The organism is Pseudomonas sp. TE3911 (genome assembly GCF_054062775.1).
Window position 1 is genome coordinate 1,736,009 of the sequence record NZ_JBSSFP010000001.1, and the last position, 21,094, is coordinate 1,757,102.

The following is a 21,094-nucleotide window of genomic DNA, read 5'->3' on the forward strand; positions in this document are numbered from 1 at the left end:
AGGTACTGTCGACCATGAACTATCAGTTGAACTTTGCCGCCGTGTGGCGCGATTTCGACACCTTGCTGGCGGGGCTCGGTCTTGGCCTGCAACTGGCATTGCTGTCGATCGCCATCGGCTGCGTGATCGGCCTGTTGATGGCGTTTGCCATGCTGTCCAAACATCGTGCGCTGCGCATCTTCGCCTCGGTGTATGTGACAGTGATTCGCAACACGCCGATCCTGGTGCTGATCCTGTTGATCTACTTCGCCTTGCCCAGCCTGGGTATCCGGCTGGACAAGATCCCCTCGTTCATCATCACGCTGTCGTTGTACGCCGGTGCCTACCTGACCGAAGTGTTCCGCGCCGGTCTGTTGAATATTCCCAAGGGGCTGCGTGAAGCCGGATTGGCGATTGGCCTCGGCGAGTGGCGTATCCGTGCGTATATCACCGTGCCGGTGATGTTGCGCAATGTGCTGCCGGCGCTCTCGAACAACTTTATCTCGCTGTTCAAGGACACCTCGCTCGCCGCTGCGATTGCGGTGCCCGAGCTGACCTATTACGCCCGCAAGATCAACGTCGAAAGCTACCGGGTGATTGAAACCTGGCTGGTCACGACCGCGCTCTACGTGGCTGCCTGTTACCTCATTGCCATGTTGCTCCGCTACCTGGAACAGCGTCTGGCGATCCGTCGTTAAGGAGGGTTTTTATGTACGAATCCCCCAGTTGGCTACACGAGTTGTGGGTCGCCCGAGAGACCCTCTGGGCCGGCTTTCAGACCAGCATTTACTGTTCGGCGCTGGCGATTGTCTTTGGCACCCTGATCGGCATCTTCGCCGGGCTGGTGCTGACCTACGGCAAATTCTGGATGCGTGCGCCGTTTCGCCTGTACGTGGATTTGATCCGCGGTACACCGGTGTTCGTGTTGGTGTTGGCGTGTTTCTACATGCTGCCGGCGCTCGGCTGGCAGATCAGCGCGTTCCAGGCCGGTGCCGTCGGGCTCACGCTGTTCTGCGGCTCCCATGTGTCGGAAATCGTGCGCGGCGCACTGCAAGCCATTCCCCGTGGGCAACTGGAAGCGGGTAAGGCGATTGGCCTTACGTTCTACCAGTCCCTGGCCTACGTGCTGTTGCCCCAGGCATTGCGGCAGATCCTGCCGACCTGGGTCAATTCCTCCACGGAGATCGTCAAGGCCTCGACCTTGCTCTCGGTGATCGGCGTGGCCGAGTTGCTGCTCAGTACCCAGCAAGTCATCGCACGTACCTTCATGACCCTGGAGTTCTACCTGTTCGCCGGGTTTATGTTCTTTGTCATCAACTACGCCATCGAGTTATTCGGGCGCTACATTGAAAAGCGGGTGGCCTTGCCATGAACCAACCTCAAACAACCGAGCCGTTGCTGAACATTCGCGGCCTGCGCAAACAATACGGCGATGTGGAAGTGCTCAAAGGCGTCGACCTGTCTATGCAGCGCGGCAACGTAGTGACCTTGATCGGTTCCAGCGGCTCGGGCAAGACCACGCTGCTGCGTTGCGTCAACCTGCTGGAAGAGTTCCAGGGCGGCCAGATCACCCTGGACGGCGAATCCATCGGCTACAGCGACATTGGCGGCAAGCGCGTGCGCCACCCCGAACGCGTCATCGCCCAGCACCGGGCGATGACCGGCATGGCGTTCCAGCAGTTCAACCTGTTTCCGCACCTGACCGCCTTGCAGAACGTCACCCTGGGCCTGCTCAAGGTCAAGAAGATGGGCAAGGATGAAGCCGTGGCTTTGGCGGAAAAATGGCTGGACCGCGTAGGACTTTTAGAGCGCCGCAATCATTTCCCCGGCCAGTTGTCCGGCGGCCAGCAACAGCGTGTCGCGATTGCCCGTGCGATTGCGATGAACCCCAGCTTGATGCTGTTCGACGAAGTCACCTCAGCCCTCGATCCGGAGTTGGTAGGTGAAGTGCTCAGTGTGATCAAAGGCCTGGCGGAAGAGGGCATGACCATGTTGCTGGTCACCCACGAAATGCGCTTTGCCTATGAAGTCTCGGACAAGATCGTATTCATGAACCAGGGGCGGATTGAAGAGCAGGGCTCGTCGAAGGATATCTTCGAGCGGCCTCAATCGCCGCGCCTGGCGGAATTTCTCAAGAACATTCGTTTTTAATCAGGAGCATCGTTTTATGAGCATCACTCGTTACGGAGCCGGCAGTACTGCCGGCGGTGGCCAGCCTCGTCCCTTCGCCCGCGCGGTGGAAGCGGACGGTTGGCTGTACGTCTCGGGCCAAGTGCCTGCGGTGGACGGCGAAATCATCACCGGCGGGATCATCGAACAAACCCGCCAGACCATGCGCAACGTGGTGGCGATCCTCGAAGAAGCCGGCTACGAGCTCAAAGACGTAGTGCGCGTCGGCGTATGGCTGGAAGACCCTCGGGACTTCTGGAGTTTCAACAAGGTCTTCGGCGAATACTTCACACCCGAACATGCCCCGGCGCGGGCCTGTGTACAGGCCAATATGATGGTGGATTGCAAGGTGGAGATTGATTGTGTGGCCTACAAGAAAAAGGGCTAAATTGCCCCACTCTTAAGCACCAGAGATCAAATGTGGGAGGGGGCTTGCCCCCGATAGCGGTGTATCAGTAACAGAGGTGTTGATTGACACGCCGCCATCGGGGGCAAGCCCCTCCCACAGTGGACCTGCGCCAGCCCTACCATTTCGACCGGACCGAAATTGCCATGACCGAAGACACCATCAAACGCCGCGCCAAAGGCCTGGACCGTGCATTCGACATCCTTGATTTCCTCAAGGAAGTCGGCCAGCCCCTGCGGCCGAATGATATCGCCAGCGGCATTGGCAGCCCCAAGTCCACCGTCTATGAATTGGTCGCATCCTTGCTGGAGCGCCGCATTCTGGAAACCGTGGGCAAGGACGGTCACGTCTACCTCGGTCGCCAGTTGTACTTCCTCGGCCAGGCGCACCTGCGACACTTCGACCTGACTCGCGAGGCCGATCACGCCTTGCAGGAGATCGTCAGCCAGACCCATGAAACCGCGCAGATGTGCCTGCTCAACGGGCGCAAATACACCGTGGCGCTGATGCGCGAAGGCGAGCGGCATTTCCGGATTTCTTCGGACATCGGCGAAAACGCCCCGATCCCCTGGACCGCCTCCGGGCGCCTGCTGCTGGGGCACCTGAGTGACCAGCAAATTGTCGACCTGATCGACCACGATGACTTCATCCTGCCGGACGGCCAGCGTCTGCCGCTGGAAACGTTCCTCGCGCAAATCCGTCAGGCTACCCTCGATGGGTTCTTTTCCTTCGACAGTGTGGCCGACACCTTTACCCACTGCTTTGCCGCCCCGGTGCGGGACGCGCAAGGCATCAGCATTGCGACCCTGTGCATCGTCGCCCCTCGGGCCGATGCGCAAAAAAACTACAACGACTATCGCCGGGTGTTGATCGACAGCGCCAATCACCTGGCGCGTCGCATCAACGAATAGGAGCTTTACATGTCTGCCATCAACGCCGTTGAAAAAGGCGCCGCCGCCGTCGGCGCCCACCTGGTCCGAGACGTCAGCCTGCCGGCCCTGGTGCTGCACCGCGACGCCCTGGAACACAACATCCGTTGGATGCAGGAGTTTGTCAGCAACAGCGGCGCCGAACTCGCGCCCCATGGCAAGACCAGCATGATGCCGGCACTGTTCCAGCGTCAGATCGCCCAGGGCGCCTGGGGTATTACCCTGGCCAACGCCGTGCAGACCCGCGCCGCCTATGCCGGGGGTGTGCGCCGTGTGTTGATGGCCAACCAACTGGTGGGCGCGCCGAACATGGCGTTGATCGCTGACCTGCTGGCGGACAAGGATTTTGACTTCCACTGCATGGTCGACCACCCGGACAACGTCGCCGACCTGGGTCTGTTCTTCGCCGCCCGTGGCCTGCGCCTGAACGTGATGATCGAGTACGGCGTGGTTGGCGGCCGTTGCGGTTGCCGCAGCGAGCAGGAAGTGCGCGACCTGGCCAAGGCGATCAAGGCCCAGCCGGCCCTGGCCCTCACCGGTATTGAAGGCTACGAAGGCGTGATCCATGGCGAGCACGCCGTCAGCGGCATCCGCGACTTCGCCGCCAGCCTGGTGCGCCTAGCAGTGGACTTGCAGAACAACGGTTCTTTCGACTTGGCCAAGCCGATCGTCACAGCGTCGGGTTCGGCGTGGTACGACCTGATCGCCGAATCCTTTGAAGCGCAGAACGCCGCCGGCCGCTTCCTCAGCGTATTGCGCCCCGGCAGTTATGTGGCCCACGACCATGGCATCTACAAAGAAGCTCAATGCTGCGTGCTCGACCGCCGCAGCGACCTCAGTGAAGGCCTGCGCCCGGCCCTGGAAGTCTGGGCTCATGTGCAGTCGTTGCCTGAGCCCGGTTTTGCGGTGATCGCCCTCGGTAAGCGCGACGTGGCCTACGACGCCGGGTTGCCGGTGCCACTCAAGCGCTACAAGGCCGGTATTGTGCCGGCGCAAGGCGATGATGTGAGCGCGTGCAAGGTCACGGCCGTGATGGACCAGCATGCGTTCATGGTTGTGGCGCCTGGGGTTGAACTGCGCATTGGCGACATCATTTCCTTTGGCACTTCCCATCCTTGCCTGACGTTTGACAAGTGGCAGGTGGGTTGCCTGGTGGATGAACAGTTGCAGGTGATCGAGTCCCTGCATACCTGCTTCTAGATCGCGTCGCTCCTATCGGAGGCAAGCCCCCTCCCATACTTTGATGTGTGAACACATTTCAAATGTGGGAGGGGGCTTGCCCCCGATGAGGCCATCAGCCCCCCCCGAGACAGCAGCCATGACCACCCATCCACGCATCGCCCTCATCGGTGAATGCATGATCGAACTGCAACACCGCGCCGACGGTAGCCTGCAACAAAGCTTCGGCGGCGACACCCTGAACACGGCGGTGTACCTGCGCCGTGAGTTGGGCCCGATCGGCAGCGTCGATTACGTCACCGCCTTGGGCGATGACAGCTTCAGCGACGCCATGTGCCAGCAATGGACCGACGAAGGCCTGGGGCTGGGCTTGGTCCAGCGCCTGCCGGGGCGGTTGCCGGGCTTGTACTGCATTCAGACCGACGCCAACGGCGAGCGTAAATTCCTCTACTGGCGCAACGAAGCCGCGGTGCGCGACTGTTTCACCACGCCGGCCGCCGAGCCCATCCTGGCCGCGTTGCCGGCCTATGACGTGGTCTATTTCAGCGGCATTACCCTGGCGGTACTGGGGGAGGTTGGGCGCGAGCGTTTGCTGCAAGCGCTGGTTGACGCGCGCCGACGCGGCGCTACGGTGGTGTTCGACAACAACTACCGGCCGCGTCTGTGGGGCAGTGTCGAGGCGGCGCGTGCGGCTTATCGCACGGTTTTGGCCGAGGTAGATATCGCCTTGCTCACCGAGGATGACGAGCGCGCTCTGTTTGGCTATGCCGACAGCGAGCAGGTGTTTGCGGCCTATCCGGCGATTGAGGAAGTGGTGCTAAAACGTGGGGCGGATGCGTGTTTGATCCGCTGTGCGCGGGAGCGTTTTGCCGTGCCGGCGTTGAAGGTCGAGAAGGTGGTGGACACCACTGCGGCGGGGGATTCGTTCAGTGCGGCGTATCTGGCCGGGCGGCTCAACGGTGATTCGCCAGAGGAGGCTGCGTTGGCGGGGCATCGGTTGGCGAGCCGGGTCATCCAGGTACCGGGTGCGCTGATTCCCAGAGACTAAGTGAGTGGCCGCCCGCGGCGGATCGGGCCCACACGTGACCGCATTTCATCGGGAGGAATGCGATCCCTGTGGGAGGGGGCTTGCCCCCGATAGCGGTCTTAAGTCAAAGCCTCAGTCGCGGTAAAACACCTGCACCAAGTGATACCCAAACTTGCTCTTGATCGGCCCGTGAACCACCTTCACCGGCTTCTTGAAAATCACCGCATCAATCGCCCCGACCATCTGCCCCGGCCGCACTTCACCCAAATCGCCGCCACGTTTGCCCGACGGGCAGGTGGAGTACTTCTTGGCCAACACATCAAAGGCTTCGCCCTTGGCAATGCGCTGCTTGAGTTGTTCGGCTTCTTCACTGGTTTTCACCAGGATATGACGGGCTTGGGCTTTCATTGGTCTCTACCAGGTGTGCGACGGCGCGCGATTATGCCTGAACTCATTCGGCTACGTTGATCATGCTGCGGATTTTAGTCGCCAGCAGGTCGATGGAAAACGGCTTGGCCACCATGTCCATCCCATCTTCCAGGAAGCCCTGGCGCTCGGCGGCTTTTTCGGCGTAGCCGGTCATGAACAGCACCTTCAAGCCTGGGCGATGCTGGCGTGCAATCTCCGCCAGTTGCCGGCCGTTCATGCCCGGCAGGCCGACGTCGGTCACCAGCAGGTCCACGCGCAGATCCGACTCCAGCAGTGGCAACGCGGTGCGTGAATCCGCTGCCTGATGCGCGGTGTAGCCCAATTCATCCAGCACATTCACCACCAGCATGCGCACCGCCGCGTCGTCCTCAACCACCACGACTGCTTCACCGGCCAGTGCCACCGGCACTTCGCCGAGGCTGGCGGGCAGGTTGCTTTCCAGTGCGGTGCCATGCAGGCGTGGCAGGTACAGGCGCACGCAGGTGCCCTGGCCAGGTTCGCTCTGGATCGTGACGTGGCCGCCGGACTGCTGGGCAAACCCGTAAATCATCGACAGGCCCAGGCCGGTGCCCTGGCCGATGGGTTTGGTGGTGAAGAAAGGATCGAATGCTTTGGCGAGGATTTTTGGTGCCATGCCGGTGCCGTTGTCGCACACACCGAGCATCACGTAGTCGCCGGCCTTGACCGGTTCGAGGGTGGTTATGTCGGTGCCGTCCAGGTAGCTGTTGGCGGTTTCAATCAACAATTCGCCGCCGTCGGGCATGGCGTCGCGGGCGTTGATCACCAGGTTGAGCAGGGCGTTTTCCAGCTGGCTGGCGTCGGTGTTGACTGGCCAGATGTCTTGACCCAGTTGCACCTTGAGCGTGATATGCGCGCCTTTGGTGCGCTGGAACAGGTCCTCCAGGGACGCTACTAGCTGATTGGGGTCGGTGGGGCGACGGTCCAGTGACTGGCGCCGCGAAAACGCTAACAGACGGTGAGTGAGGGCGGCAGCGCGGTGAGCCGACGACACGGCGGCATCGGTAAAGCGCCCGATTTCCTCGCTGCGCCCAGCGACGATATAGCGCTGCATCAGGTCCAGGCTGCCGATAATGCCGGTGAGCATGTTGTTGAAATCGTGGGCGATGCCGCCGGTGAGCTGGCCCAACGCTTCCATTTTCTGCGCATGGCGCAATGCATCTTCGGCGCGCTCGCGCTCGAACATCTCGTTTTGCAGGCGTTGGTTGGCCTCGGCCAGGGCCTGGGTGCGCTCGGCCACGCGTTCTTCGAGGTTATCGTTGAGGTGGCGCAGGGCTTCTTCGGTGAGTTTGCGTTCGGTCTCGTCAATCACAAAGATGTAGAAACCATTGACCGAGCCGTCATTGCTGAAACGCGGCAAGTACTTCATCAGCGCATGGCGGGGACGCCCGTCGCGGTGGGGCGTGATGGTCATGAAGCTGCACGCCTTGCCCTTGAGTGCGGCAGCGATCTGGTGTTCGCGCCCGGCATACACTTCGTCGCCCAATACTTCGCGGATGCTCTTGCCGTACAGCTCCTGGGGCGTCATGCCGTACCAATCAAGGTAGGCGCTGTTGTTCAGGCGAAAGCGCTGCTCGTGGTCGACGTAGCCGATCAGCACCGGCATGGCGTTGATGATCAGCTGCAATTCGGTCTGGCTTTGGCGCAGGGCCTGCTCGGTGTGCTTGCGCTCGGTCAGGTCCAGGGCGGCACCGAGGAAACGTGCGGGGCGGCCGTGGTGATCCTTGTAGCAACGGCCTCGGGCAAACACCCAGCGGACCTGGCCATCGGCTTGCTGCAGGCGGTATTCCTCAGCGTATTCGGTGCCGTGGGTGATGCAGTGCTTGATACTGCGCGCCACCGTGGCCCGGTCTTCGGGATGCACACCTTGGAGGTAATCGCTGATGGGCAGCCGGTTCGCGTCGTCGGGGTCGACACCGTGCAGGTAGGCGAAGTGGGCGTCGGCAATAAAGTGATCCTCGCCGATGTCCCAATCCCAGGTGCCCACGGCGTCGGTCGCCGCCAGTGCAAGCTGCAAGCGTTGCTCGGTGTTGTGCTGGGCCTTGCGGCGCTCGTTGGTTTCGATGGCAGTGACGAGGATGCCGGCCACGTTGGCGCTTTCATCGCGGATCGGGCTGTAGGTCAGGTCGAGCCAGATTTCCGTGTCGCGATTATTGCGTTGCAGGACAAAGCGCTGCTCGCTGAAGGTGCGCACCTGGCCGCTGAGCACGGCGTCGTAGACCGGGCCGGTAAAGCTTTCCAGCTCTGGCCACGTCTGGTGCGCCGGTTGGCCCATGGCTTCGGGGTGTTTGTTTCCGGCCAGCAGGGCGAAACCGTCGTTGTAGAGTTGGGTGAGTTGGCTGCCCCACAGCAGGAGCATGGGCATCGGCGAATGGACGACAATATCGACCGCTGTGCGCAGGCTTTGCGGCCAATCATTGGCCTCACCGAGTGGGCTTCGTGCCCAGTCCAGCCGCGCAATTAATGCAGCGGCGTCGCTACCGGTGGATGTTCCTTTCATAAAAAGCCCTGAGCGTAACGCTTTGAAAAATGACAACACCCATTATCCCGTGAGTCGAGAATGGGTGACTACCCCCGAAAAATAGCATGCATTCGGCGTTTGTCTTCAAATGAGTGCGTCAGCGCTGAATCCTTTCATCTTTATGCCAGTTCCGGGCGGTCGCGGAACTGTTCCAATGCCTGCGGGTTGGCCAGGGCGTCGGTGTTCTTGACCGGCTCGCCATGCACCACATTGCGCACCGCCAATTCGACAATCTTGCCGCTGATGGTACGAGGGATATCGCTGACAGCCAGGATTTTGGCCGGCACATGGCGCGGTGTGGTGTTGGCGCGGATCACTTGGCGGATCTGCTGTTGCAACGCCTCATCCAACTCGATGCCCTCATCGAGGCGCACAAACAGCACCACGCGCACGTCGTCTTGCCAGCGTTGGCCGATGGCCAGGCTTTCCAGTACCTGTGGGACTTTCTCCACTTGGCGATAGATCTCCGCCGTGCCGATGCGCACGCCGCCGGGGTTGAGCACCGCGTCGGAGCGTCCGTGAATCAGCAGGCTGCCATTAGGGCGTTGCTCAGCGTAGTCGCCCTGGGCCCACACGCCGGGGAACTGACTGAAATACGAGGCGCGCAGCTTCTTCTGGTCGGGGTCATTCCACAAGCCGATGGGCATGGCCGGGAAGTGCCGGGTACACACCAGCTCGCCTTTTTCACCGACCAACGGCTGGCCGTGGTCGTCCCACACTTCAATGGCCATCGCCAGGCTCTTGCACTGCATTTCGCCTCGGCGCACCGGCAACACCGGGTTGCCGATAACAAAGCAGGACACGATATCGGTGCCGCCGGACATGGACGATAAACACAGCTCGCCCTTGATCTCGCGGTACACATAGTCGTAGCTCTGGGGTGACAGCGGCGACCCGGTCGAGATCAGCCCCTTGAGGCTGCCCAGGTCGTGGCTCAGGCGCGGTTGCAGCCCGGCCTTTTCCAGGGTGGCGAGGAATTTTGGGCTGGTGCCGAACACGCTGATCTTTTCGGCATCAATCAAGTCGATCAGGCGCTCAGGTCCAGGATGAAAGGGCGAGCCGTCATACAGTACAGCCGTGGCGCCGATGGCCAGTACCGAGACCAGCCAGTTCCACATCATCCAGCCGCAGGTGGTGTAGTAGAACAGGCAGTCCTCGCGGGACAGATCGGCATGCAGGCCGTGTTCCTTGAGGTGTGTAAGCAATACGCCGCCGGTGCTGTGGATGATGCACTTGGGCACGCCGGTGGTGCCGCTGGAATAGAGGATGTACAGCGGATGATCGAAGGGCACCGCGACAAACTCAGGCTCGCCGCCGGGTTGGTAAAAGTCCTGCCACAGCACAACCTTCGCCTGGGTGCGGTAGTCCTCGACCTGCGCCTCGGGCCGCGCGTACGGCACCACAATCAACTGCTCCAGGGACGGCAGCCGTTCGAGGATTTCATTGAGTTTGGCGCTCTGGTCGATGGGTTTTCCGGCGTACCGATAACCGGCGCAGGTAATAAGCACCTTGGGCTCGATCTGGCCGAACCGGTCGATCACGCCTTGGGTGCCGAAGTCCGGCGAGGAGCACGACCAGATTGCGCCCAGGCTGGTGGTGGCGAGCATGCCCACCAGGGTTTGCCAGGTGTTGGGCATGCACGCCGCCACCCGGTCACCGATGCCGACGCCAGCCGATCGCAGACTGTTTTGCAGGCCGGCGACGTGAGCGGCCAGTTCGGCGTAGGTGAGTTGTTCGCGCTGGCCGTCTTCGCTGATCGCGACCACGGCCGGGTGGTGGTCACGCCGACGCAGCAGGTGCTCGGCGAAATTCAGGGTCGCGCCGGGGAACCACTGGGCGCTGGGCATCTCGGCGACTTCGATCAGTACCGCGCCGGGCGGGCTGCGAAACTGCACGTCGAAGTAGACGACGATCGCCTGCCAGAAGTCCGGCCGCTGGTCGATGCTCCATTGGTGGAGGGCGGGGTAGTCGCCCAGTTGCAAGGCATGGCGGTCGTTGATGAAGCGGCGGAACTGGTCCATCCGCGTGTGGCGGATGCGTTCCGGTGAGGGTTGCCAGAGGATCTCGGACATCAGCAAGGTCTCTTGTTTTTATGCAAGTCTTCAAAACAATAGAATTCTACTGTGGGAGGGGGCTTGCTCCCGATAGCGGAGTACCAGCTAGCCCGCGCGGTACTGACCCACCGCCATCGGGAGCAAGCCCCCTCCCATAATTTAGAACGCCAGTGTCTGTTTTATTGGGCCAGCCAGCCGCCATCATTGTTTTTATGCAAGTCTTCAAAACAATAGAATTCTACTGTGGGAGGGGGCTTGCTCCCGATAGCGGAGTACCAGCTAGCCCGTGCGGTACTGACCCACCGCCATCGGGAGCAAGCCCCCGCCCATAATTTAGAACGCCAGTGTCTGTTTTATTGGGCCAGCCAGCCGCCATCATTGTTTTTATGCAAGTCTTCAAAACAATAGAATTCTACTGTGGGAGGGGGCTTGCTCCCGATAGCGGAGTACCAGCTAGCCCGTGCGGTACTGACCCACCGCCATCGGGAGCAAGCCCCCTCCCACAATTTAGAACGCCAGTGTCTGTTTTATTGGGCCAGCCAGCCGCCATCATTGTTTTTATGCAAGTCTTCAAAACAATAGAATTCTACTGTGGGAGGGGGCTTGCTCCCGATAGCGGAGTATCAGCTAGCCCGTGTGGTACTGACCCGCCGCCATCGGGAGCAAGCCCCCTCCCACAATTTAGAACGCCAGTGTCTGTTTTTATTGGGCCAGCCAGCTGCCATCATTGTTTTTATGCAGGTCTTCAAAACAATAGAATTCTACTGTGGGAGGGGGCTTGCTCCCGATAGCGGAGTATCAGCTAGCCCGTGTGGTACTGACCCGCCGCCATCGGGAGCAAGCCCCCTCCCACAATTTAGAACGCCAGTGTCTGGTTTTATTGGGCCAGCCAGCCGCCATCAATGTTCCACGCCGCGCCACGTACCTGCGCACCGGCCTCGCTGCACAAAAACAACACCAACTCACCCAACTGCGGCGGCGTCACAAACTCCAGGGACGGCTGTTTCTCCGCCAGCAAATCATGCTGCGCCTGGTGCGGGTCCACACCTTTGGTTACGCGATCATCAATTTGCTTCTGCACCAGCGGCGTCAGCACCCAGCCGGGGCAAATCGCATTACAGGTCACATTGCTGGTTGCCGTCTCCAGGCCTACCACTTTGGTCAAACCGATCACGCCATGCTTGGCCGCCACATAGGCTGCCTTGCCCACCGAACCGACCAGGCCGTGAACCGAGGCGATATTAACGATACGCCCCCAGCCCTTGGTCTTCATGCCCGGCAGGCTCAGGCGCGTGCTGTGGAACACCGAGGACAGGTTGATCGCGATGATTGAGTCCCAGCGTTCGGCCGGGAACTCTTCCACCGCCGCCACATGCTGAATGCCGGCGTTGTTGACCAGGATGTCCACGCCACCGAACTCACGCTCGGCGTAGGCGAACATATCGGCGATCTGCGCCGGGTCGCTGACGTCCGCAGGGTGATGCCCCACCTTGCCACCAAACGCCTGCACCTGCGCGATCACCGCGCTGGCGTCGCCGAAGCCGTTGAGGATCAAGTTGGCCCCTGCCTGTGCCAGGCTCAAGGCAATGCCCAGGCCGATGCCACTGGTGGAGCCGGTGACCAGGGCGGTCTTGCCATTCAAAGTCGTCATGAAAACCTCACACAATGCCGGTGGCGTAGAAAGTACCGATCACCACGAACACCGCGAGGGTCTTGATAATCGTGATGCCGAAAATGTCTTTGTAGGCTTCGCGGTGGGTCAGGCCGGTCACCGCCAGCAGGGTGATCACCGCGCCGTTGTGGGGCAGGGTGTCCATGCCGCCGCTGGCCATGGCCGCGACCCGGTGCAGCACTTCAAGGGGGATATTGGCCGCATGGGCCGCCGAAATAAAGCTCTCGGACATGGCCGCCAGGGCGATACTCATACCGCCCGACGCGGAACCGGTGATACCGGCCAGCAGGGTCACGGTAATTGCTTCGTTGACCAGCGGGTTGGGGATGGCCTTGAGCCAGTCCGCCAGCACGAGAAAGCCTGGCAGCGAGGCAATCACCGCACCAAAACCGTATTCAGACGCGGTATTCATTGCTGCCAGCAAGGCGCCGCTGACCGCACTTTTGCTACCTTCGGCGAGCTTGCTTTTGATCGCCGACCAGCCGAAGGCCAGCACCATCAAGATCCCGACCAGCAACGCCGCCTGCACCGCCCAGATCGCGGTGAGCTTGGCGATTTCAGTGGTCACTGGCGCGCTCATGCCCGGCAGGCTGAGGCTGTGGGTCTTGCCGTACCACTGCGGGATCCAGTGGGTGAACAACAGGTTCATCACGCCCACCAGGATCAGCGGCGACAGCGCGATCCACGGGTTGGGCAGAGTGAGGTTTTCGGCGGTCTCAGGCTCGTTGCGCAACTCAGTGCCATAGCCTTCACCCGCGCGCTGGGCCTTGTTGCGTTGCCGCGCCAGGTACAGCATGCCGGTGCAGAACACGAAGATCGTGCCGATCAACCCCAGCCACGGCGCCGCCCAGGCGGTGGTGTTGAAGAAGGTGCTGGGGATGATGTTCTGGATCTGCGGCGTGCCGGGCAGGGCATCCATCGTGAACGAGAATGCGCCGAGGGCGATGGTCGCCGGGATCAGGCGCTTGGGGATATTGCTCTGGCGGAACATCTCCGCCGCGAACGGGTACACCGCGAACACCACCACAAACAGCGATACGCCGCCGTAGGTGAGCAGGGCGCAGACCAGCACGATCACCAACATCGCCTGACGCGTGCCAAGCAAGCGGATCGCAGCGGCCACGATGGAGCGCGAGAACCCCGACAACTCGATCAACTTGCCGAAGACCGCACCGAGCAGGAACACCGGGAAGTACAGTTTGATAAAGCCGACCATTTTCTCCATGAACACCCCGGTAAAGGCGGGGGCGACAGCGGACGGGTCGGTGAGCAGTACCGCGCCAAGGGCGGCGATGGGGGCAAACAGGATAACGCTATAGCCACGGTAGGCGGCCAGCATCAGCAGCGCGAGCGCGGCCAGGGCAATGATCACACTCATGGTGTGTCTCCATCGGATTGTTATTTTTGTGGGTGAAACTGTGGGGAGGGCTATAGCGAGATGTGTGCCATATTTTCAAGTTATTGAAATATATGGATATTTTTTAATTTCTTTCGAGTGTTTTTGGGTTTTGTCTCAATTTCGAGACAAGCGAAGATCAAATGTGGGAGGGGGCTTGCCCCCGATAGCGGTGCATCGGCCAGCACATGTGTTGACTGACCTGATGCTATCGGGGGCAAGCCCCCTCCCACATGGATTGTCTTTATATGGAGAACTTAGTCTCTTTGTGGAGATTAGGCGATGCCCAGTGCCACCATCTTCTTGTACAGCGTCGACCGTCCCAGCCCCAATCGCCTGGCCGCCTCGACCACGTTGCCGTCACAGGCCTTAAGTGCCGTCGCAATCAGCTGTCGATCAAACCGCTCCCGCGCCTCGGCGAATGTCTCGCCCTCAACCGTTGCGACCGCGCCGCGCTCCACGGGGCTGAACGTGCCGATCGCCGCGCGAATGTCCGTGGCATTCAACACCAAGTCATCACTCAGCAACGCCGCCCGCTCCAGCACATTACGCAGCTCACGGATGTTCCCCGGCCACGCATGCTGTGCCAACAGCGCCAGAGCCTCGCGGTCCAGCTCATGCTGGCTGCGCAGTTCTTCGAGGATCGCCTCGCTCAATGCCGGAATGTCCTCCAACCGATCACGCAGTGGCGGCACGTGGATCGGCAACACATTCAGCCGGTAATACAAATCGGCGCGGAACTCACCACGCTTGATCGCCGCTTCCAGGTCCATGGAGGTCGCCGCGATTACCCGCACATCGCTGTGCAGCATCTCGTTGGAACCCACCGGTTCGAATTCCTTTTCCTGCAACACCCGCAGCAATTTGCTTTGCAGCGGCAGCGGCATATCCCCGATTTCATCGAGGAACAGCGTGCCGCCCTGGGCAATCTGGAATTTGCCTGGACGGCCCTTGCGATCAGCGCCGGTAAAGGCGCCTGGCGCGGTGCCGAAGAATTCGGCTTCGAGCAGGTCGTGGGGAATCGCCGCGCTGTTGACGCTGACAAACGCCTTGTGCGCCCGCGGCGAGGCACCGTGGATGGCCTGGGCCAGCAACTCTTTGCCGGTGCCGGTTTCGCCGAGCAACAACACCGGCGACTCGGCACTCGCGCTGCGCCGGGCACGGCGTTTGACCTCAAGGCTGGCGGCGCTGGTGCCGATAAAGTGCGCGAAGTTGTACTTGCTCTGGCGTGAGCGCAGCAGTGAGCGGGTGGAGGCCAGCTCCTGCTGCATGCTCAGGTAGCGTTCGATCAACGGCGACAGGTTGCGCAGTTCATCGAACAACGCGAAACCAATCGCGCCGATCACCGCGCCAGCGTCGTTGTGGATCGGCAGGCGCATCACCACCAACGGGCCTTTGGGTGTGTCCTGGATATCCAGCAGGATCGGCTGGTCGTTACGTACCACTTGGCGCAACAGGCTATTGGAAATCACCTGCTCGCACGGCTGGCCGATGGCTTCGTCAGCGCTTTTGAGGCCGAAGCGCTTGGCGTAGCGCTCATTCATCCACACGATATTGGCGTCGCGGTCGACAATCACCGTGCCTTCGCTGGACTGCTCGATGATCTCGAACAGCGACTGGATCGCCAGGCCGCGAACCTGTTGGTAGTCCTTGAGGCTGGTGCTCATGTCGACAGCCCGCACGCCGCCGCCAGCAACTCCTTGGTGTAGGGATGTTGTGGCGATTCGAACACATCATGGCTCGCGCCGCGCTCCACCACCTTGCCGTCCTTGATCACGATCATGTCGTGGGCCATGGCGCGTACCACGGCCAGGTCGTGGCTGATGAACAAGTAGGTCAGGCCGTACTTTTCCTGCAGCTCGCGCAGCAGTGCAACCACCTGTTTTTGCACCGTGCGGTCAAGCGCCGAAGTCGGTTCGTCCAGCAGCATCAGCGCGGGTTTCAACACCAGGGCGCGGGCGATGGCGATGCGTTGCCGCTGGCCGCCGGAGAATTCATGGGGGTAGCGATGGCGGCTGGCGGGGTCTAGGCCCACGTCCTTGAGCACCTGGATCACTTGCGCGTCGCGGTCGGCGAGGCTGCACGGCGCGTGGACTTCCAAGCCTTCGCTGATGATTTGCTGTACCGACATGCGCGGGCTGAGGCTGCCGTAAGGGTCCTGGAAAACCACCTGCATCTGTTTGCGCCATGGGCGCATTTGCTGATGGTTCAGCGGGTCGAGGGATTCACCTTGGAAGCGGATGCTGCCGGTGGAATCCAGCAGGCGCAGGATCGCCTGGCCCAGGGTGGATTTGCCCGAGCCTGACTCGCCGACAATCCCCAGGGTCTTGCCGCGCTGCACGTTGAGGCTGATGCCATCCACGGCGCGCAGGTAGGTTTTGCGCCGAAACAGCCCACCGCTGAGGGGGAACTCTACGGTCAGGTCATCCACTTCCAACACGGTCTCGCGCGGATCGCTGCACAGCACATCGCCGGACGGCTCGGCGTCCAGCAACAGGCGGCTGTAAGGGTGTTGCGGCGCCGTGAACAAGGTCTCGCAGTCAGCCTGCTCGACAATCTCCCCGGCGCGCATCACGCACACGCGCTGGGCGATGCTGCGCACCAGGTTGAGGTCATGGCTGATCAACAGCAGCGACATACCCAGGCGCTGTTGCAAGGACTTGAGCAGCAGCAAGATCTTGCGCTGCACGGTCACGTCCAGCGCGGTGGTGGGTTCGTCGGCAATCAGCAACTCAGGCTCGCAGGCCAGGGCCATGGCGATCATCACGCGTTGGCGTTGGCCGCCGGACAGTTGGTGCGGATAAGCCTTGAGGCGCTCCTGGGGTTTCTGGATGCCCACCAGTTCGAGCAGTTCAAGGATGCGCGCCTGCGCCGCCTTGCCGCCCATGCCCTTGTGCAGCAGCAACGTTTCGCCGATTTGCTTTTCGATGCTGTGCAGCGGGTTGAGGGAGGTCATGGGCTCCTGGAAGATCATCGCGATACGGTTGCCGCGCAGTTTCTGCAGGGTCGCCGTCGACGCGCCGATCAACTCCTGGCCGCGATATTTAACCGAGCCCGTGGTAGCTGTGCCGGCTTCGGGCAGCAATTGCAGGATCGAATGGGCCGTCACCGACTTGCCCGAGCCCGACTCGCCTACCAGTGCCAAACACTCGCCGGGGCGCACGTCCAGGCTCAGGTTACGCACCACGGTCTGGCCGCTGAAGGCGACACTGAGGTCGCGGATTTCGATCAGGTTCATAGGGACTCACTCATGAACGTGGGTCGAAGGCGTCACGCAACGCCTCGCCAATAAAGACCAGCAGCGACAGAATCAGCGCCAAGGTGAAAAACGCCGTCAGGCCCAGCCATGGCGCTTGCAGGTTCTGCTTGCCCTGGGCGATCAGTTCGCCCAGGGATGCGCTGCCCGCCGGCATGCCGAAGCCGAGGAAATCCAGAGCGCTCAAGGTGGAAATCGCGCCGGTCAAAATAAACGGCAGGTAGCTCAAGGTGGCGGTCATCGCATTCGGCAGGATATGTCGGCGGATGATCTTGCCATCGCCCAGGCCCAGCGCCCGTGCAGCCTTGACGTATTCCAGGTTGCGCCCGCGCAGGAACTCGGCGCGCACCACGTCCACCAGGGCCAGCCAGGAAAACAGCGCCATGATCCCCAGCAACCACCAGAAATTGGGCTCGACAAAGCCCGACAGAATGATCAGCAGGTACAGCACCGGCAGACCGGACCAGACCTCAAGTACCCGCTGGCCGATCAGGTCGACCCAGCCGCCGTAGTAACCCTGCAACGCGCCGGCGGCGATGCCAATGGCTGCGCTGATGGCCGTCAGCGCCAGGGCGAACAGGATCGACACCCGCGCGCCGAAAATGACCCTCGCCAGCACGTCGCGGGACTGGTCATCGGTGCCCAGCCAGTTCACCGCCGAGGGCGGGCTGGGGGCAGGGCGGGTCAGTTCGTAGTTGGGGGTGTCATCGCTGAAAGGGATCGGCGGGAACAACATCCAGCCGCCGTCCTGTTTGATCAGCTTTTGCACATAGTCGCTGCGGTAGTCGGCCTGGAACGGCAGCTGGCCGCCGAACTGCTGCTCGGTGTAACGCTTGAACACCGGGAAATACAGTTCGTTCTTGAAACTCAGCACCAGGGGTTTGTCGTTGGCGATCAGTTCGCCGCCGAGGGTCAGGATAAAGAGGCCGATAAACAGCCACAGCGACCACCAGCCACGGCGATTTTTCTTGAAACGCTCGAAGCGTCGGCGTGCCACGGGAGACAAGTTAAGCATCAGGCGTTCCTCGCGGCGAAGTCGATACGCGGGTCCACCAGGGTGTAGCAGAGGTCACCGATGAGTTTTATCAGCAGGCCAAACAGGGTGAAGATAAACAGCGAACCGAACACCACCGGGTAATCCCGCGAAACCGCCGCGTCGTAGCTCATGCGACCGAGGCCATCCAGGGAGAAAATCACCTCGATCAGCAAGGATCCTGCAAAAAACACGCTGATAAATGCCTGGGGAATCCCCGAGATCACCAGCAGCATGGCGTTGCGGAACACATGGCCGTACAGCACACGTCGTTCGCTCAAGCCTTTGGCCCGCGCGGTCACCACGTATTGGCGGGTGATTTCATTGAGGAACGAGTTTTTGGTGAGAATGGTCAGGGTGGCGAATCCGCCGATTACCAAAGACGTCACCGGCAACACCAGGTGCCAGAAGTAGTCGGCGATCTTGCCCACGGTGCTCAGTTCTTCGAAGTTCTCCGACACCAGTCCGCGCACCGGGAACCAGTTCAGGGAGGTGCCGCCGGCGAACACCACGATCAGGAACATCGCGAACAGGAACGCTGGCATCGCATAGCCGATCACGATGGCAGTGCTGCTCCACACATCAAAGCTGCTGCCGTGGCGCACCGCCTTACGTATCCCCAGCGGGATCGACACCAGGTAAGTGATCAGCGTGGCCCACAGCCCGAGGGAAATGGTGACGGGCATCTTTTCCAGGATCAGGTCGATCACCGTCGAGCCGCGAAAGAAGCTGTTGCCGAAATCCAACTGGGCATAGCTCTTGAGCATCAGCCAAAGGCGTTCCGGTGCGGACTTGTCGAAGCCGTACTGTTTTTCAATGTCCTTGATCAGCTTCGGGTCCAGGCCCCGACTGGACCGCGAGCCGCTGCTGATGCCTTCGCCGGATGAGCCGCCGACACCGCCGCCGCCAATCCCCTGCAAGTGGGCGATGGCCTGTTCCACCGGGCCACCGGGGGCGGCCTGCACGATCACGAAATTCACCAGCAGGATGATCACCAGGGTTGGGATGATCAGCAGCAGGCGCCGCACGATATAGGCAAACATCAGCGCGCTCCTCCGCGTTTTTTCAGTTCGGCATTCATCTGCTCAGTGGTCAGAGGTGTGGGGCTGACTTCCCACCAGGTTTCCAGGGCCTCGTCATTCTTGGCCTCGATGGCCGGGCGGCCGAAACGGTTCCACCAGGCGGCGGACGTACCGGGCGGGTAGTAATTGGGGATCCATAGGTAATTCCATTGCAGCACCCGGTCCAGAGCATGGGCGTAGGTGAGCATCTGCGCCTGTGTGTCGGCTTTGACCAGACCTTTGATCAAGGCGTCAACCGCCGGGTCCTTGAGCACCATGTAGTTGTTTGCGCCCGAATCAAAAGCGGCGCTGGAACCAAAGTAGTTGTACAGCTCCATGCCCGGCGAGGTGGTGACAGGAAACCCGGTGACGATCATGTCGTAGTCCCGTGTCATCAAACGGTTGACGTACTGAGAGGAGTCGATGCGACGGATATTAAGGGTGATGCCGATCTGCGCCAGGTTGCGTTTGTACGGTAGTAACAGTCGCTCCAGACCGGCCTGCGCATTGAGGAAGGTGAACTCAAGCGGTTCGCCTTCGGCGTTTACCAGCTTGTCGCCGTTGGGTTTCCAACCGGCCTCTTCCAGCAGGGCCAGTGCTTGGAGCTGTTTGTCACGGATCATGCCGCTGCCGTCGGTGACCGGTGCCTTGAACACCTGGGTAAACACCTCGTCAGGGATCTGCCCACGCAACGGTTCAAGAATCGCCAGCTCTTCCTGGGTGGGCAGTTGGGTAGCCGCCAGCGGGCTATTAGAGAAGAAACTCTGCTGACGAATGTACATATTTCGCATCATCTGCCGGTTGGCCCATTCGAAATCCCACAGCATTGCCAAGGCCTGGCGCACGCGGCGGTCTTTGAATACCGGCTTCTGCACGTTGAAGACATAGCCTTGGGCCGGTTGCGGCATTTCCTTGGCCAGGTGAGCGCGTTGCAGGCGGCCATCGTCCAGGGCAGGGCCGTTGTAGCCGATGGAGTAGCCGGTGGCGGAAAATTCACGATTGAAATCGTAGGCGCCGCCTCGCAGCACCTGGCGGGCTACTTCGGTATCACCGAAAAACTCCAGGCTCAGGTGATCGAAGTTGTACAGGCCACGGCTGACGGGCAAGTCTTTGCCCCACCAGTCAGGGTCGCGCGTAAAGGTGATGGTGTTGCCGGAGTCGACCTTACTGACCTTGTACGGGCCGCTGCCCAGTGGGGCTTCGTAGCCGCCGCCATTGGCGAAGTCGCGGGTCTTCCACCAGTGCTCCGGGAACACCGGCAGGGTGGCGATATCCAGGGGGAGGGTGCGGTTTTCGTTGCTGGAAAAGTCGAAGCGCACCTGGCGCTCACCTTCCACTTCGACGTGCTTGACGTCGGCGAACAGTGTGCGAAAACGCAGGCTGCCTTGGGTCATTAATAAATCAAAGCTGTAGCGTACGTCTTCGGCGGTGATGGGTTTGCCGTCGGCAAAGCGCGCCTTGGGGTTCAGGTAGAAACGCAGGGACAGGCCGTCCTCGGCGCGCTCCATTTTTTCGGCGACCAGGCCGTAGACCGTATAGGGTTCGTCCAGGGAGCGCAGGGCGAGGGGCGCGTAGAGCCAGCCGTCAACCTGTGACACGCCGATGCCTTTGTCGATATAGGGCAGCACATGATCGAAGCGTCCGATTTCGATGGCCGAGCGCCGCAGGCTGCCGCCCTTGGGCGCGTTGGGGTTGGCGTAGTCGAAATGGGTAAAACCGGCGGGGTACTTGGCCGGTTCGCCGTACACCGTCAGTGACGGTTGGGGGGCCGCGATCACGGCGGTGCTGGCCAGCAGCAGGGCGAGGGTAGAGCGAAATAGAGTCGAAAAGGCCAATCGCATTATCAGTCTTGAACGCCGGAAGAACAGGAATAGGGATTTGTACGCTAACGGCATCAGCGTCGCCAGTCATCACATGCACAACGGCCCACCAAAAGGCGGGCCGTTGTTTGTAGCATCAGCGTGG

Annotated in this window: 17 protein-coding genes; 7 read left to right on the forward strand and 10 right to left on the reverse strand. The window is 61.1% G+C overall.

Translation table 11 applies throughout. The features are described from left to right. Positions 1 to 14: 14 nt before the first annotated feature. From ACVWXD_RS08025 to ACVWXD_RS08055, 7 genes are all read left to right on the forward strand, one after another. On the forward strand, positions 15 to 677 hold the full coding sequence (locus ACVWXD_RS08025) for an amino acid ABC transporter permease (RefSeq protein ID WP_065878346.1): 663 nt from the start codon (positions 15 to 17) through the stop codon (positions 675 to 677). Between the two features lie 11 nt (positions 678 to 688). After that, the gene (locus tag ACVWXD_RS08030; RefSeq protein ID WP_122680719.1) at positions 689 to 1,351 is read left to right on the forward strand and encodes an amino acid ABC transporter permease; all 663 of its coding nucleotides are present in this window, start codon (positions 689 to 691) and stop codon (positions 1,349 to 1,351) included. Next, complete coding sequence (locus ACVWXD_RS08035) at positions 1,348 to 2,130, forward strand: amino acid ABC transporter ATP-binding protein (RefSeq protein ID WP_032886550.1); 783 nt, start codon at positions 1,348 to 1,350, stop codon at positions 2,128 to 2,130. The genes ACVWXD_RS08030 and ACVWXD_RS08035 overlap by 4 nt, the downstream gene beginning before the upstream one ends. Positions 2,131 to 2,146: 16 nt before the next feature. Beyond that, positions 2,147 to 2,536 (forward strand): RidA family protein, encoded by a 390-nt coding sequence (locus ACVWXD_RS08040; protein ID WP_010210958.1) that lies wholly within the window; start codon positions 2,147 to 2,149, stop codon positions 2,534 to 2,536. Between the two features lie 164 nt (positions 2,537 to 2,700). After that, positions 2,701 to 3,465, forward strand: a complete 765-nt coding sequence (locus ACVWXD_RS08045; RefSeq protein WP_032886547.1) for an IclR family transcriptional regulator — start codon at positions 2,701 to 2,703, stop codon at positions 3,463 to 3,465. A gap of 9 nt (positions 3,466 to 3,474) precedes the next feature. Continuing rightward, a complete protein-coding gene (locus ACVWXD_RS08050) occupies positions 3,475 to 4,683 on the forward strand; it encodes an amino acid deaminase (protein ID WP_122753073.1) in 1,209 nt (402 codons plus the stop codon). A gap of 118 nt (positions 4,684 to 4,801) precedes the next feature. After that, positions 4,802 to 5,710 (forward strand): sugar kinase, encoded by a 909-nt coding sequence (locus ACVWXD_RS08055; RefSeq protein WP_181643345.1) that lies wholly within the window; start codon positions 4,802 to 4,804, stop codon positions 5,708 to 5,710. A 111-nt stretch (positions 5,711 to 5,821) separates the two neighbouring features. Here ACVWXD_RS08055 and ACVWXD_RS08060 read toward each other — a convergent pair whose 3' ends face one another. From ACVWXD_RS08060 to ACVWXD_RS08105, 10 genes are all read right to left on the reverse strand, one after another. Further along, positions 5,822 to 6,097, reverse strand: coding sequence for a peptidylprolyl isomerase (locus ACVWXD_RS08060; protein ID WP_003174397.1), 276 nt, complete (start codon positions 6,095 to 6,097; stop codon positions 5,822 to 5,824). A 43-nt stretch (positions 6,098 to 6,140) separates the two neighbouring features. After that, the gene (locus tag ACVWXD_RS08065; RefSeq protein ID WP_032886541.1) at positions 6,141 to 8,636 is read right to left on the reverse strand and encodes a PAS domain-containing protein; all 2,496 of its coding nucleotides are present in this window, start codon (positions 8,634 to 8,636) and stop codon (positions 6,141 to 6,143) included. 140 nt (positions 8,637 to 8,776) lie between these two features. Continuing rightward, positions 8,777 to 10,729: an acetoacetate--CoA ligase gene (locus ACVWXD_RS08070; RefSeq protein ID WP_457370840.1), complete on the reverse strand. Its 1,953-nt coding sequence runs from the start codon at positions 10,727 to 10,729 to the stop codon at positions 8,777 to 8,779. 859 nt (positions 10,730 to 11,588) lie between these two features. After that, positions 11,589 to 12,362, reverse strand: coding sequence for a 3-hydroxybutyrate dehydrogenase (gene hbdH / locus ACVWXD_RS08075; RefSeq protein WP_122756553.1), 774 nt, complete (start codon positions 12,360 to 12,362; stop codon positions 11,589 to 11,591). A gap of 7 nt (positions 12,363 to 12,369) precedes the next feature. Then, the gene (locus tag ACVWXD_RS08080) at positions 12,370 to 13,761 is read right to left on the reverse strand and encodes a GntP family permease (RefSeq protein WP_457370841.1); all 1,392 of its coding nucleotides are present in this window, start codon (positions 13,759 to 13,761) and stop codon (positions 12,370 to 12,372) included. Between the two features lie 293 nt (positions 13,762 to 14,054). Beyond that, on the reverse strand, positions 14,055 to 15,446 hold the full coding sequence (locus ACVWXD_RS08085; RefSeq protein WP_181640563.1) for a sigma-54 interaction domain-containing protein: 1,392 nt from the start codon (positions 15,444 to 15,446) through the stop codon (positions 14,055 to 14,057). Next, complete coding sequence (locus ACVWXD_RS08090; protein ID WP_457370842.1) at positions 15,443 to 17,017, reverse strand: ABC transporter ATP-binding protein; 1,575 nt, start codon at positions 17,015 to 17,017, stop codon at positions 15,443 to 15,445. Before ACVWXD_RS08090 ends, ACVWXD_RS08085 begins: the two co-directional genes overlap by 4 nt. A 10-nt stretch (positions 17,018 to 17,027) precedes the next feature. Further along, positions 17,028 to 18,050: an ABC transporter permease gene (locus ACVWXD_RS08095; RefSeq protein ID WP_034104518.1), complete on the reverse strand. Its 1,023-nt coding sequence runs from the start codon at positions 18,048 to 18,050 to the stop codon at positions 17,028 to 17,030. Next, a complete protein-coding gene (locus ACVWXD_RS08100) occupies positions 18,050 to 19,111 on the reverse strand; it encodes a microcin C ABC transporter permease YejB (RefSeq protein ID WP_457370843.1) in 1,062 nt (353 codons plus the stop codon). The genes ACVWXD_RS08095 and ACVWXD_RS08100 overlap by 1 nt, the downstream gene beginning before the upstream one ends. Next, on the reverse strand, positions 19,111 to 20,970 hold the full coding sequence (locus tag ACVWXD_RS08105; protein ID WP_032886532.1) for an extracellular solute-binding protein: 1,860 nt from the start codon (positions 20,968 to 20,970) through the stop codon (positions 19,111 to 19,113). The genes ACVWXD_RS08100 and ACVWXD_RS08105 overlap by 1 nt, the downstream gene beginning before the upstream one ends. Between the last annotated feature and the right edge of the window lie 124 nt (positions 20,971 to 21,094).